The 13,204-nt window shown below is 65.6% G+C and carries 14 protein-coding genes; 9 read left to right on the forward strand and 5 right to left on the reverse strand.

What is annotated here, in order from left to right:
- The 5 genes from VKF82_03885 to VKF82_03905 form a co-directional block, all read left to right on the forward strand.
- A partial coding sequence (locus VKF82_03885; GenBank protein HME81201.1) for a hypothetical protein occupies nucleotides 1–1,569 on the forward strand: 1,569 nt, incomplete at its 5' end.
- Nucleotides 1,566–2,918: an FAD-dependent oxidoreductase gene (locus tag VKF82_03890; protein ID HME81202.1), complete on the forward strand. Its 1,353-nt coding sequence runs from the start codon at nucleotides 1,566–1,568 to the stop codon at nucleotides 2,916–2,918. The genes VKF82_03885 and VKF82_03890, both read left to right, overlap by 4 nt.
- A gap of 23 nt (nucleotides 2,919–2,941) precedes the next feature.
- Nucleotides 2,942–4,381, forward strand: coding sequence for a glycogen synthase GlgA (gene glgA, locus VKF82_03895; GenBank protein HME81203.1), 1,440 nt, complete (start codon nucleotides 2,942–2,944; stop codon nucleotides 4,379–4,381).
- A gap of 104 nt (nucleotides 4,382–4,485) precedes the next feature.
- The gene (locus tag VKF82_03900; GenBank protein ID HME81204.1) at nucleotides 4,486–4,845 is read left to right on the forward strand and encodes a hypothetical protein; all 360 of its coding nucleotides are present in this window, start codon (nucleotides 4,486–4,488) and stop codon (nucleotides 4,843–4,845) included.
- 26 nt (nucleotides 4,846–4,871) lie between these two features.
- Entirely contained in the window at nucleotides 4,872–6,629 is a 1,758-nt protein-coding gene (locus VKF82_03905; GenBank protein HME81205.1) for a DUF6600 domain-containing protein, read from the forward strand.
- 14 nt (nucleotides 6,630–6,643) lie between these two features.
- Here the strand turns inward: VKF82_03905 and VKF82_03910 are convergent, their stop codons facing one another.
- Nucleotides 6,644–6,997: a DUF309 domain-containing protein gene (locus VKF82_03910; GenBank protein HME81206.1), complete on the reverse strand. Its 354-nt coding sequence runs from the start codon at nucleotides 6,995–6,997 to the stop codon at nucleotides 6,644–6,646.
- Nucleotides 6,998–7,006: 9 nt separating this feature from the next.
- Here VKF82_03910 and VKF82_03915 point away from each other — a divergent pair, with 9 nt between their 5' ends.
- Nucleotides 7,007–7,510: a DUF2721 domain-containing protein gene (locus tag VKF82_03915; GenBank protein HME81207.1), complete on the forward strand. Its 504-nt coding sequence runs from the start codon at nucleotides 7,007–7,009 to the stop codon at nucleotides 7,508–7,510.
- 3 nt (nucleotides 7,511–7,513) lie between these two features.
- Here VKF82_03915 and VKF82_03920 read toward each other — a convergent pair whose 3' ends face one another.
- A complete protein-coding gene (locus VKF82_03920) occupies nucleotides 7,514–8,377 on the reverse strand; it encodes an alpha/beta fold hydrolase (GenBank protein HME81208.1) in 864 nt (287 codons plus the stop codon).
- Between the two features lie 77 nt (nucleotides 8,378–8,454).
- Nucleotides 8,455–9,210, reverse strand: a complete 756-nt coding sequence (locus tag VKF82_03925) for a sulfite exporter TauE/SafE family protein (GenBank protein ID HME81209.1) — start codon at nucleotides 9,208–9,210, stop codon at nucleotides 8,455–8,457.
- A gap of 82 nt (nucleotides 9,211–9,292) precedes the next feature.
- Between VKF82_03925 and VKF82_03930 the strand changes: the two genes are divergently transcribed.
- Nucleotides 9,293–9,739: a hypothetical protein gene (locus VKF82_03930; protein HME81210.1), complete on the forward strand. Its 447-nt coding sequence runs from the start codon at nucleotides 9,293–9,295 to the stop codon at nucleotides 9,737–9,739.
- A gap of 6 nt (nucleotides 9,740–9,745) precedes the next feature.
- On the opposite strand, the gene VKF82_03935 is transcribed toward VKF82_03930, so the two are convergent.
- Entirely contained in the window at nucleotides 9,746–10,339 is a 594-nt protein-coding gene (locus VKF82_03935; protein HME81211.1) for an alpha-ketoglutarate-dependent dioxygenase AlkB, read from the reverse strand.
- Between the two features lie 55 nt (nucleotides 10,340–10,394).
- Between VKF82_03935 and VKF82_03940 the strand changes: the two genes are divergently transcribed.
- Both VKF82_03940 and VKF82_03945 read left to right on the forward strand, forming a co-directional pair.
- A complete protein-coding gene (locus VKF82_03940) occupies nucleotides 10,395–10,838 on the forward strand; it encodes a hypothetical protein (GenBank protein HME81212.1) in 444 nt (147 codons plus the stop codon).
- Between the two features lie 131 nt (nucleotides 10,839–10,969).
- A complete protein-coding gene (locus VKF82_03945) occupies nucleotides 10,970–12,415 on the forward strand; it encodes a pyruvate kinase (protein HME81213.1) in 1,446 nt (481 codons plus the stop codon).
- Nucleotides 12,416–12,426: 11 nt separating this feature from the next.
- On the opposite strand, the gene VKF82_03950 is transcribed toward VKF82_03945, so the two are convergent.
- A complete protein-coding gene (locus tag VKF82_03950; GenBank protein HME81214.1) occupies nucleotides 12,427–13,200 on the reverse strand; it encodes a VOC family protein in 774 nt (257 codons plus the stop codon).
- Between the last annotated feature and the right edge of the window lie 4 nt (nucleotides 13,201–13,204).

Genomic DNA, 13,204 nt, shown 5'->3' on the forward strand with positions numbered 1-13,204 from the left:
GCGGGAATGCTGTGGTGCAAGCAGTACTACAACTACGTCGTCTATCGCTGGCTGGAGGGCGATCCGGCGATGCCGCCGCCGCCGCCGCAACGCAAACGGGGGCGCAACCGCACCTGGAAGCATCTCGAAGCAGACGACGTCATGTCCATGCCCGACAACTGGGAGTACCCATGGTTCGCCGCCTGGGATACGGCGTTCCACTGCATCACGCTCGCGCTCATCGACCCGGTATTCGCCAAGCGCCAGCTCGACCTGCTCACGCGCGAGTGGTACATGCATCCGAACGGGCACATGCCGGCGTACGAATGGAGTTTCAACGACGCCAACCCGCCCGTGCACGCGTGGGCCGCGTACCGGGTCTACAAGATCGAACAAAAGATGTTCGGTAGCACCGACCGCATGTTCTTGGAGCGCGTCTTCCAAAAACTGCTGCTCAACTTCACCTGGTGGTGCAATCGCAGGGACGCCGAGGGCAATAACATCTTCCAGGGCGGCTTCCTCGGCCTCGATAATATCGGCGCCTTCGACCGCAACGCCATGCTGTGGGAGCGCTCGCGCGTGGACCAAGCGGACGCGACGAGCTGGATGGGGGTCTATTGCCTGAGCATGTTGGCCATCGCGGTCGAGCTCGCGCAGGAAAACCCGGTCTACGAGGATATCGCGACCAAATTCTTCGAGCACTTCGTCTACATCGCCGACGCCATCAACGGCACGGGCGAAGACGCCATCGGCTTGTGGGACGATAAGACCGGCTTCTATTACGACGCGCTGGTGGTGGACGGCAAGCCGCCGATGCCGCTGATGGTGCGTTCGATGGTCGGGCTCATCCCGCTCATGGCGGTTGCGACCGCCGAGGACGTGCAGGTCTCGATGCTGCCGAACTTCGAGCGCCGCCTGCAGTGGTTCTTCCGCAACCGGCCCGATCTGCACGCGTTCGCCGCCAATCTGGGTACGAAGAGCGTGCGCGGCAAGCGCCTGCTGTCGATCGTGGATGAGGACAAACTGCGTCTGATACTCGCGAAAATGCTCGACGAATCGGAGTTCTTGAGCGGTCACGGCATCCGCTCGCTGTCGAAGTACCATCTGCAGCATCCGTACGAGCTGCGCATCGACGGCGACGTCCACGTCGTCGACTACGAGCCGGGCGAATCCACCACGCCGCTGTTCGGGGGCAACTCGAACTGGCGCGGGCCGGTGTGGTTCCCCTCGAACTACATGATCATCGAGGCGCTGCAGCGTTTCCATTACTATTTCGGCGATGAGTTCAAGGTCGAATGCCCCACCGGTTCGGGCAAGCTCATGAACTTGTGGGAAGTGGCCTCGGAGCTCTCGCGCCGCCTCATCGACCTGTTCGTGCCCGGCAGCGACGGACGCCGGCCGATGCTCGGCGATTCCGAGAAGCTGCAACGCGATCCGAATTTCCGCGAGCTCTTGGTGTTCCCGGAGTACTTCAACGGCGACAACGGATACGGCCTCGGAGCGATGCATCAGACAGGCTGGACCGGTCTGGTCGCCAAGCTGCTGCAGCAGAGCGCCGAATACTCGCGCCCAGAAAAAGGTCAGATATGACAGCCCAAGCCGTCGACGCCATCGTGATCGGCAGCGGCCAAGGCGGCGTGCCGTTCGCCGCCGACCTCGCGCGCGAGGGCAAGCAGGTCGTGTTGTTCGAGCGCGGGCGGCTGGGCGGCAGCTGCATAAACTATGGCTGCACGCCATCGAAAGCGTTCTTGGCTGCTGCGCACAGCGCCGGGCGGGCGCGGCGTGCGCAGGTGCTGGGCGTCGACGCGCAGGTGCACGTCGATTTTCCAGCCGTGATGGAGCGCGTGCGCATGATCCGCGACGACTTCATGCACCGCGTCGGCCAGCGGCTCGAGCAGGCGGGGGTGAAAGTCGTGCACGCGCAGGCGTCCTTTTCGGGCGAGCGCACGGTGACGGGCGGCGATCGGACGTTCACGGCGCCGCTGGTAGTGATCGACACCGGCACGACCGCTTTCGTTCCAGGGATCGACGGGCTTGCGGGCACGCCGTATCTCACCAACGAGACGTTTTTCGATCTGACGGCCTTGCCGCGGCGGCTGCTGGTGTTGGGCGGCGGATACATCGGTCTCGAGCTGGGCCAAGGCATGGCACGTGCGGGCGCGGAGGTCCACATCGTCGACCGCAACGCGCGCGTGCTCTCACGCGAAGAGCCCGAAGCGAGCACGGCGCTGGAGTCCAGTCTGCATGAGGACGGCGTCTATCTGCATCTCGGCCCGCAAGTATCGCGCGTGGAGCATTCCGCCCAGGGCTTCGCTCTGACTTTGGACACCGGGCAGCGCCTCGAGGGCGATGCGCTGCTGGTGGCGATCGGGCGCACGCCGAATAGCGGCGCGCTCGACTGCGCGGCTGGCGGCGTCGAGCTCGACGCCCAAGGCATGATCGTGACGGACCGGCAGCTGCGAACGACCGCTGCAGGCGTGTACGCGATCGGCGACGTCGCCGGCCAGCCGGCCTTCACGCATGTGTCGTGGGAAGACTATCGCCGTCTGAAGGACATCACGGCGGGCGGCACGCGCACGCGCGACGACCGCGTGCTCGCCTACACGACGTTCACCGAGCCGCAGGTCGCCCGAGTCGGGTTCACTCTCGATGAGGCGCTGGCCAAAGACTTCGATGCGCGCTGCGTCACCTACGAGGCGAGCTGGATCGCACGCGCCATCGAGTGGGGCCAGACATCGGGCTTCTACCGGTTGGTGGTGGACAAGAAGACGGATAGGATCTTGGGGGCCACGATGGTGGGCTACGAGGCCGGTGAACTCATCCACGTCATCCTTGCGCACATGGAAGCCGGCTCCACGTGGCAGGTGCTCGAGCGCTCCGTGCACATCCATCCGACGTACGCCGAAGCGCTGCCGAGCCTCGCTCGCATGCTGGCCTAACCACGTGATCGCGAGGCATTAGCGTGCGGGTGCTCTTCGCATCGCCAGAGATCTATCCGATGGCCAAGACCGGCGGGCTCGGCGACGTAGGCGCTGCGCTGCCGGCGGCATTGGCCGCCCAAGGCATGGACGTGCGCCTGGTGATGCCGGCCTATCCGTCTGCACTACGCGCCGTGGTCGACGCAGCACCGCCGCGCTTCCTCGCGCAGTTCGAGGGGTTAGGGCGGGCGGACGTGATCGAAGCTGTGACGCCCGATTCACGGCTGCCGATCTGGCTGATCGCCAACCCAGACTTGTACGATCGCGGCGGTGACCCGTATCGGGACGACGCGGGCGCCGACTGGCCTGACAATCTCGAGCGCTTCGCGTTGTTCTCGCGGGCGGCGGCACGGTTGAGCGAGCAGGGCTCGCCGTTCGAATGGCAGCCGGACGTCGTGCACGCCAACGATTGGCACGCCGGTCTCATGGTGCCGCTGCTGCTGGGCGAGGCGCGCCGCCCGCGGCTGCTGTTCACGGTGCACAACATCGCGTTCCAGGGAACCTTTGCCGCCGAGCGGTTCGCGCTCACCGGGCTGCCAGAGGAGCTGCGCGCAGAGGCCGGCATCGGGCACGACGGCGGCTTCTCACTGCTCAAGGCCGGCCTGCAATTCGCGGACTGGGTCACGACCGTGAGCCCGACCTACGCGTGCGAGATCCAGACGCCGCAATTCGGCTGCGGGTTGGAGGGTTTGCTCGCCGGCCGCGCAGAGAGCCTCAGCGGCATTCTCAACGGCGTAGACTATTCGCTGTGGGATCCGGCTCGCGATGCGTCGCTGACGGCGCGGTACAGCGCCGAGGATCTATCGGGCAAAGCAGCATGCAAGGCCGCATTGCTGCGCGATTTCGGACTGCCTGAGTCTCCCGGCGCGCCGTTGTTCGGCATCGTGAGCCGTTTGACCGAGCAAAAAGGCATCGACCTCGTGCCAGCGGCGCTCGAGCGTGCGCTCGACGCCGGCGCCCAGCTGGTCGTCTTGGGCCGAGGCGACACGCCCTTCGAGCTGCTGCTGCAAGAGTTTGCAGCGGCGCGATCTGGCAATGTAGCGCTGCGCCTGACCTACGACGAGCCGCTCGCGCACGCGGTCGAGGCCGGAGCCGATATCTTCTTGATGCCCTCGCGCTTCGAACCGTCCGGGCTCAACCAGATGTACAGTCTGCGCTACGGCACCCCGCCGATCGTCCATCGAGTGGGGGGGTTGGCCGACACCGTGGTGGATTCAGACGTCGCGTCGCTGCACGACGAGACGGCGACCGGCTTCTGTTTCGACGAGCCGGCGGCGGCCGCGTTCGAGCAAGCGATTGCCCGCGCGCTTGCGCTCTTCGCCGACACGACGCAGTGGCGGCAGTTGCAGCGCAATGGGATGCGCCAGGATTTCAGCTGGCACCGGTCCGCGCACGAGTACATCGATCTTTACAACTCCCTCTAAACAAGCTCTCATCAGCCTTTAAGCAGGAACGACAGCGCCGGCGGTATGCTTGACGAAGGATGCAACCGGCCCCGGAAGGGGCACCATACACAGAGGTACTGGACATGACACGCAACATCTTGACCCTTATCGCCATCGCAGGCGTGCTGGCGTGCGCGGCCGTCCGAGCTGACGCGCGCGTCATCTACGGCGGCCCCGCATTGGTGTTCACACCCGCCGTCGTGGCCGACGCCGATGACCGTTACGCTGGAGCGTACGACGTCCAGGGCGTCGTCACGAGCTTTGACCGCTTCAACATGACGCTGCGCGTCGACGGCCGGCAGTTCCCGGTGGTCCTGCATCAGGGCACCGTCATCCGCCCGACGGGCACGACGCTGGCGCCCAGCATGGTCGTGAACATCGCGGGCTACTGGCAGAACGGCGCGTTCTTCGCCAATAAGATCGTCGTCGTCCGCTACTCGTGATCGCGCAATCGGGAGGTCCAATGACCTTGACTATCGTTCGCGGCGCGAAGGTCCTCGCAGGCCTGAGCGCTGCGCTTGCACTGCTGGCAGGCGCGTGGCCGGCGCCGGCGCGCGCCGATGACGGGTCCGGCGTGGCGAGGATCAGCAGTCTGAACGGGACCGTCACGATGCAGCGCGCCGATTCGGGCGACACCGTCGCGGCCGCGATCAACGCGCCGGTGAGCGTCGGCGATTACATCTCGACCGGACAAGCGTCGCGCACCGAAGTCCAGCTGGATGCTGCGAACTTCGTCCGCGTCGGCTCAAGCAGCCAGCTGCGTTTCACGAACCTCGATCCGACGGACAGCACTTTGCAGGTCGCACAGGGCACCATCGAAGTGCGCGTGCTGGACGTCACCGGCGATCGTCCCCTCGTCCAAACGCCGTCGATCGGCATCCGCCCGGCCGTCGCCGGACGGTATCGCATCAACGTCACCAACGACGGCGACACGCTGGTGAGCGTTCGTTCAGGCAGCGCGACGCTCGTCTCGCCGCTGGGCTCACAGACGATCGCGACTGGAACAACGGTCATGGTCAGCGGCTCGTCGTCGAACCCGCAGGTCAGCACAGTCGCCAACATCGCCTATGATGATTTCGATTCCTGGAACAGCCAGCGCGATCAGTTCGTCGCCGCGGCGGCCGGCGATCCGTACGCGAACACGGGCATTCCGGGTCTTGCCGACCTCGACTCGTACGGACACTGGGTCTCGTATCCGAGTTACGGTCAGGTGTGGGTCGCGTCGAGCTACCCAGCCAATTGGGCGCCGTATCAGGACGGCCGTTGGGTCTGGCAGCCGTATTACGGTTGGACCTGGGTCGGGTACGAACCGTGGGGCTGGGCGCCCTACCATTATGGACGTTGGTTCTACGCGCAGCGCATCGGCTGGGCGTGGTATCCGGGTCCGGTCTACGTGCGCCCCGTGTACCGGCCGGCGCTGGTCGCCTTCTTCGGATTCGGCGGCGGCGGCAGCGGCTTCTCGTTCAACCTCTCGTTCGGCAACGTCGGCTGGGTGCCGCTGGCGCCGTACGAGTCGTATCATCCGTGGTGGGGTCCGGGCTACGTGAACCGCACGACCGTCGTATACAACTACACGAACGTCACCAACATCACCAACGTGAACATCACCAAGATCTACCGCAACGCCGCGGTGCCGCACGCGGTCTCAGCTGTCTCGACCACGAACTTCACGAACGGCGGCGCGTACCACTATGTGCCGGTGAACGACCAGGATCTGCACAACGCCGCGCTGGTGCGCAGCGCGTTGCCGGTCGTGCCGACCAAGCAGAACCTGAGCTACACGAACTGGAGCTCAGGGCATGTCGCCTCAGGCGCGCCGCTGTCGTCGCACTTCAGCAAGCTGCCGCCGCCGAAGACATTGCCGCCGACGTTTGCGCAGCAGCGTTCGACCGTGCAGACCGTCGCGCAACACGTCTATCCCGGCGCGGTCACAAACGGCACCGCGTTGGACAAAGTCAACACAACCACGCACGCACCGAGCTCGGCGTGGGATCGGTTCAACAACCCGAACCCGGCCAACGGTGCGAACGCGTCACACACGAATTCGTACAGCCCGAACACGTACAAAGGGAACACGACGTGGAACGCATCGGGCCAGCCTAAGGGCACCGGCGGCAGCGGTTCGGGCGGCAGCGGCTCCGGCGGCAGCGGCGGCCACAAGACGACCAAGACCCATACCAACACGAAGCCCGCCCCGGTCCATACGCCGAAGCCGAGCAAGGCGTAGCGGTAGTCTCGCGGTCAAGAACGCGGGACCACGTTCAGGCGCGGGCGGTCGGCGACGATCTCCCGCGCCTGGCCGTCCTCAAGGGCTTTGCCCACGCGCGCCGCGTACTCGTCCATGATCTTCAAATCGATGGCGTTGGGCGCGTTGGCCGGGTTGGCCAAGCGGCCGCGCGCGCGCGCGATCATCGTGCGCGCCCCTTTGAGATTGCCTCGTTCGATGTGATAGAGCGAGACGGCGAGCTGGATCAGCCCGCGCAGACCGTCGTCGCGGCGCCGCACCCACAGGCCTTCGAGCACCTCGTGCGCCGCAAAGAAATCGCCGGCGTTCCAGCACTGCGCGAAGGCGGGTATTTCCGGTTCGTCGTCCAAAGCACGCGCATGTTCGGCAGCGGTATCACCATGCTCCCGTCGCTGCAGGTGGTCACCGGCATGATCACGCCGGCCATCCTCATCCTGGCAGCAGGGTCGTTGGTCCAGGGCACCCTCATCCGCCTCGGACGCATCGTCGACAATATCCGCGCGCTGATCGCGCGCGGCCTCGAGATGCGGCAGGCCGGCAACGAGCATGCGCTGCTGCTCATCGACCAGCATCTCAGCATCCTGCAGCGCCGCAACGAGCTGGCGCGCACCGCGCTCGTGTGCTACTACGTCGCGATCAGCTTGTTCTTGCTCTCGACGCTGGTCATCGCGTTGACGCTGCTCTTCCACAGCAAGCTGGACTGGCTCGGTCCGGTGATCGTCATGCTGGGCGGCACGTTCTTGTTCGCCGGGTCGGCCGCATTCGTGCTCGAGGTCAACGTCTCGGCCGGCTCGACGCGACAGGAGATCCAGTGGTATCGACAGCGGGCCTTCGATCCGCCGGAGATATCCTCTCGAACGTGATCATCACTCGCTGAGCGCGTCGACGCGCGCCACCATGTCGAGGATCGCAGGATAGATGCGGTCCACGGGAAGCTTGCCCGCGAAGTTGTCGATGATGTCGTGCGGCAGCTTGCCGGCGTCGAGGATCTCGCGCACGGTGCGGGCGCCGCGCTTCTGCCAGCGGTCGTAGAGGCTCTCTGAGATCCGATTGTTCACGGCTGGATCGTGCGCGTTCACGAACAGCCCGGATCCCTGCGCGCGCGGCAGCGACTTGATGCGGGCCGCGATCTGCAGTTGCGCCGCCAGCGCGTGGGTCGGATAGCGCGCGTAGGCGTACGGCGGCGTGGCCGGGTTGTTCGCGCCTACGCGCGGATCCCACCACAAGTAGAAGTTCGGCAGCAGCGAGAGGGTGCCGGCCAGCAGCGAGTTCGCCCATCCGGGCAGGTTGCGGACTCCCATGAAGGGAGATATCGCCGTCGCGCCCGCCAGCGGCTGGTTCTCGCCCGCCCAGGCGGCCAAGACGCCTCCGAGCGAGATGCCGGCGACGTGGGCGCGCGAGCCCAGACCCGCAGCCATGTCGGCGGCCTGCGCGGCGGCGCGCGTGAGGTCGTCTCGGGTCACCTGCGCCAGCGACGTCGTCATCTTGTCACGCATGCCGTGACCTGGCAGACGCGGTATGTAGACGTTGTAGCCCGCGTCGAAAAAGCGCTGCCCGAGCTCGACGAACTGCTGCGGGCAGTTGGTGAAGCCGTGATAGAAGGCGATCGCGCGCTCCGCTCGGCTGCCGCGGTCCATCAAGCGCGAGTAGCCCAGCGGGTCGATGCGGTCGTCAGCGCGCTCGGCGGCCGCGAGCGAGTCGAAGGCGGCGCGGGCCTGCTCGTACGTCACCCGGACCGATTCGGTCCGGCGACTCGTTCTCTTCCCGCCGGTCATGCACAACCTAACAACACCGGTCGGGACTACGGCTAGGTGCGCAGGTAGAGCAGCAGCGCGGTCACCAGCAGCAAGGCGCTGAAGCCGTACTTGAGCGCGGTCTCGGGCAGCTTGTGCGCGAGCGACACGCCCCACGACACGGTGCAGACGCTGCCGGCGGCCAAAGCGAGGCCGATCGGCCAATGGATGTCTCCCGCGCCGCCGTAGACCACGAGGCCGAGAAGCAGGCCGGGAATGACGAGCGCGAGCCCGACGCCTTGTGCGACGGTCTGCGACATGCCGAACAGCAACGTCAGGGCCGGCACCGAGAACACCGCACCGCCGACCGTGAACAGCCCGGACAGCGCGCCGCCGAACAAGCCGACGATCCCCGTGTACGGCCAGGGCAGCACGATCGGTTTGATCTTGAGGCGCGATTCAGCGTAACCGCGCCACGCGTAATACAGCGCAAGCACGACCAAGAAGATCGCGAACCAGCGCCGCAGCGGCGCGCTTGGCAGAGCGACGGCGACGCGGGCGAAGATGTAGGTCATGGTTCCGGCGGTGGCCATCATGAGCGCGATGACGCGACCGTCCATGCCGCCGCGGCGCCAGTATTGATAGAGCCCGATGAGCACGGTCGGCACGACCATGACAAGCGAGGTGCCTTGGGCGTGCTGCTGGTCCATGCCGAACGCCAGGCCCAGGATCGAGATGGCGATGAGTCCGCCGCCGATGCCGAATAGGCCGCCAAGCCAGCCAAGCAGCAGTCCGAGAGCCAAGAACAGGATGAAGTCGAGAACCGGCACCGTCAGCGTGGCTTAGCCGGGCGCAGCGAGCAGGGCCTTCGGGTGCTAGGAGTTTGGTCTCATTGTCCGTATTGGGCCCTTCGTGCGTACGCTCAACACTCTCATATTTATCGCGCTGGTGGTCGTCGTGTCCGGCTGCGCCCCAACCACCACGGTGACCAACGATGCAGACTCGCAAAGCGTCATGGACACGGTGATCCCGGCGGTGTTCGGGCACTGGAGCGTCGATGCGCTCGTCAAGTTCGCCGACCCCTCCGTGTACACGCCCGCCCGCGTTGCGCGCGACCGCGTCTTCTTCAGCCAGCTCTCGGACAAGCTCGGCCCGATGGTGGCCTACAACAAAGCGCATGGGACGACCGAGATCAGCGGCAGCGGTTCGGATCAGGTCAAGAGGGCGTCCTACGACTCGTTGGTCGTCTTCAAAAGGGGCCAGGCTGTCATCCACGTCGATGCCGTGAAGAAGAACGGCCAGTGGTCGGTCGTCAACGCCAGCGTGCAGCCCGGGAAACAGTTGGGCGTGCACCCTTAGGGTCTCTTATTTCGCGGGCGTCTTGGGAACGCGCCGGAATGCGACGCTGATGCGCGGGCCGACGGGCTCGCGCGTCTTCGGGATGCCGTGCAGAAAATTGAGATGGCTGGCGTAGCTCATGATCAGGAGGCTGCCGGCTTCCAGATCGCGATCGAGGATACGCCGCGGTTTGGCGTTGCTGCGGATCGTCATGCGGCGCGTCGCGCCGAGACTGACGAGCGCCACCGGCGCACGATCCGCTTGACGTTCGATGTGATCGCCGTGCGGCGCGACGCTGTCGTTCCCGTCTCGATAGAAGTTCAGCCCGGCCGAGAGGAAGGCGACGCCGCACGCCTGCTCGACAACCGGACGCATCTCGCGGATCGGCGATGGGACGCCCGGGGATCCGAGCGCGAACGATGCGACCAACCGAGGGACGTCGACGACGCGATCGTACATCGGGCGGCTCTCCGAGCGCCAGGCGACGCCATCGCGCAGCTCCTGGAACCACGTCTGCGTCTGCTGCGGATCGAAGAGCGCGCGCCGGTAGATGATCTGCCCCGACTCGTCGTCGTTGAGCACTTCGACGTCGGACAGTTGGAGCAACGAGAGCTGCATCATGGTGGATTCTCTATTTTCGAGGGCGGAACCGGGCACTCCGCCCAATACTACACGGGTGAGGCGCTTCTTCGAGGTCCCCCGCAATCCGGCGCTGGCGCTGTGGCTGGTCGCGGGTTGTCTAGTCGCGATCGGCGCGATCGATCTTGCCTACTCCCTGCGCGGGCTGCTCCCATTCATCCCGCCGCCGCACATCCCGCCTCCCGTCGACCGGCTCGCACACCGTCCGGTGGTCGACGTCGTCGGCGTGGCGCATCTGGCCGCCGGGTTAGGTCTGTTCGCGCGCCAGGCGTGGGCACGAGTGCTGGCCCTGGTCATCATCGCGTTCTGGGCGGTGATGACGGGCGCGGCCCTGGCGCTCACCATGCCGTTCACGGTGTTCTGGAACCCCCAAGACGTGCGGCCTATCCTCATATCGACGGCCACGATGGGGCTGGTGTATGCCTGGATGCTTGTAACGCTGTGGCGCGATGACGTCCTAGGAGCGCTGAAGGTGAGATAGAGGCGGCGTTACGCACGTCGCCGTTACACGGCCTTCATATCATTAACTCCGGCATTGTCTATCATAGCTGCATGTCGTGCATGTTGGCGCTACGACCACCCTCAAGCGAACCCGCGAGTATCGAACAGCTGTTGCGCAAGCTCGAACGCCTGCGCGACGAGGTCGCATCGGAGGGCCGGCGCACCTTCGACGGTTGGCGTCCGCGCATCGCCCGGCGCGCATTCGCCTTGAGCGCGCTCAACCTCGCCAACTACCTCGCGTTGCGGCGCAACGACCTGCGGGCGTTGCAGCTCGAGCTGATGCCGCTCGGGCTTTCCTCGCTAGGCCGGTGCGAAGCACGCGTCCTGCCCAACCTCGATGCCGTGATCGCGAGCCTTTCGGCGGTCAAGGCACATGAGTCGGCCGACGCGCGCTATCCGAGCGCGCATGCGTTCTTCCGCGGCGAGCGGCTGCTGCGCCGCGAGACCGAGATCGTCTTCGGACCGACGCCACCCAACCGCGCCGTGCATATCATGGTGACGCTCCCGCCGGAAGCCGCGTCCTCCTATGACGTGGTCAAGGAGCTCGTCGAACTCGGCATGGATTGCGCGCGCATCAACTGCGCGCACGACGACCGTGGCGCATGGGAGGCGATGGTCGCGCACGTCCGGCGCGCTGCGGCGGAATCTGGTCGAACGTGCCGCGTCTGCATCGATCTCGCCGGACCGAAGGTCCGCACTGCCGGGGTCGAGTTGCCGAGCGAAGACCACCGGCTGCACGTCGGCGACACGATCGTGCTCACCGGCGGCACCGCCATGGTCGTGCCGGATCACCTGGTCAGGATGCGCTGCACGATCCCTGACGTCATCGAACATCTCCACAAGGGCGATCCGGTCTGGATCAATGATGGTAAGATCGGCGCCGTCGTCGATGACATGCTGCCGATGGGCGCCATGCTGCGCGTCACGACCGCCCGGCCGAAGGGCGAGAAACTGCGCGCCGACAAGGGTTTGAATTTTCCCGACACGGCGCTCCCGGTCGCCGCGCTCACGCAGCGCGATTGCGAAGACCTCGACTTCGTGGCCACGCACGCCGATATCATCGGCTATTCATTCGTGCGGGAAGCAAGCGATGTGCGCCGGCTTCAGCGCGAGCTCGCAGCACGGCGCTCCGATCCCCAACGCTTGGCGATCATGTTGAAAGTAGAAACGGCGCAGGCGGTGCGCAACCTTCCCGAGCTGATCGTCGAGGTCGGCGGCAGCCAGCCGGTGGCCGTCATGATCGCGCGCGGCGATTTGGCGGTCGAGATCGGCTATCGGCGGCTTGCGGAGATGCAAGAAGAACTGCTGTGGCTGTGCGAAGCCGCGAGCGTCCCCGTGGTGTGGGCGACGCAGGTGCTCGACGGTTTCGTCAAAAGCGGCATACCCTCGCGCGCGGAATTCACGGACGTTGCGATGGCCGAACGTGCCGAGTGCGTCATGCTCAACAAAGGGCCGTATGTCGCTGACGCGGTCGCGCTGCTGGACGACGTGCTCGGCCGCATGGAGGGCCACCAGGTCAAAAAGACGTCGCGGCTGCGCGCATTGCACTCGTGGTAAGGTGCCGCTCCCTACTTGCCGATGAGCCCGAACGCCGCGCCCTGCGGGTCCTTCACAATGGCGAAATGGCCCATACCCGAAACCCCGATCGGTCCTAGGACGACGCGTCCGCCCAGCCGCTTGGCTTTCGCGACCGTTTTGGTGCAGTCCACGACCTTCCAGTGCGTGATCCAGCTCGGCGGCAGCTTCTTGGATGGCTCGGGCCAGATGCCGCACACGCCGTCGCCTTTAAGGGTGAGCAGATGATACTTGTTCCCGTCGAAGTCTTGATCCACTAGCTTCCACCCGAAGACCTTCGTGTAGAACTTGCCGGCGGCGGCCGGTTTAGGCGTGTTCAAGTCGTGCCATGTCACCGTGCCCGGCTTATCGGTCAGCGCTGCGCCTCGATGAGCGCGTGCCTGCCATAGCGCGACGCCGCCGCCGATCGGGTCCGTGATGATCGCCACGCGGCCTTGATCCATGACGTCCATCGGCTTCATGCCGATCTTTCCGCCGGCGGCTCTCGCCTTCTTAGCGGCCGCGTCGACGCTCTTGACTGCGATGTACGGCAGCCAAAACGGCGCGCTTTTCGCCTTCTTCTGCTCCGCGGACATCGGATAGATCGCGCATACGTCTTTGCCGCCGATGCGCATCATCGAGTATTTCTCGTCCCCCGGGCCCATGGGCAAATCCACCGATTTCCACCCGAAGAGGCTCCGATAGAACTTCTTCGCGGCGGCGACGTCTCTTGCGCCGAGATCGGTCCAGCAAAATTCGCCCGGTTCGTACGTGCGGATGGGGCTCATACAG

This window comes from Candidatus Eremiobacteraceae bacterium (assembly GCA_035314825.1).
In the GTDB taxonomy this organism is placed as follows: Bacteria; Vulcanimicrobiota; Vulcanimicrobiia; order Eremiobacterales; family Eremiobacteraceae; genus JAFAHD01.

Excerpts from the sequence above, each read along its gene's own strand:
- VKF82_03890 (HME81202.1), top strand. The coding sequence starts at position 1,566 with ATGACAGCCCAAGCCGTCGACGCCATCGTGATCGGCAGCGGCCAAGGC.
- VKF82_03900 (HME81204.1), top strand. The coding sequence starts at position 4,486 with ATGACACGCAACATCTTGACCCTTATCGCCATCGCAGGCGTGCTGGCG.
- VKF82_03915 (HME81207.1), top strand. The coding sequence starts at position 7,007 with ATGTTCGGCAGCGGTATCACCATGCTCCCGTCGCTGCAGGTGGTCACC.
- VKF82_03935 (HME81211.1), bottom strand. The coding sequence starts at position 10,339 with ATGATGCAGCTCTCGTTGCTCCAACTGTCCGACGTCGAAGTGCTCAAC.
- VKF82_03950 (HME81214.1), bottom strand. The coding sequence starts at position 13,200 with ATGAGCCCCATCCGCACGTACGAACCGGGCGAATTTTGCTGGACCGAT.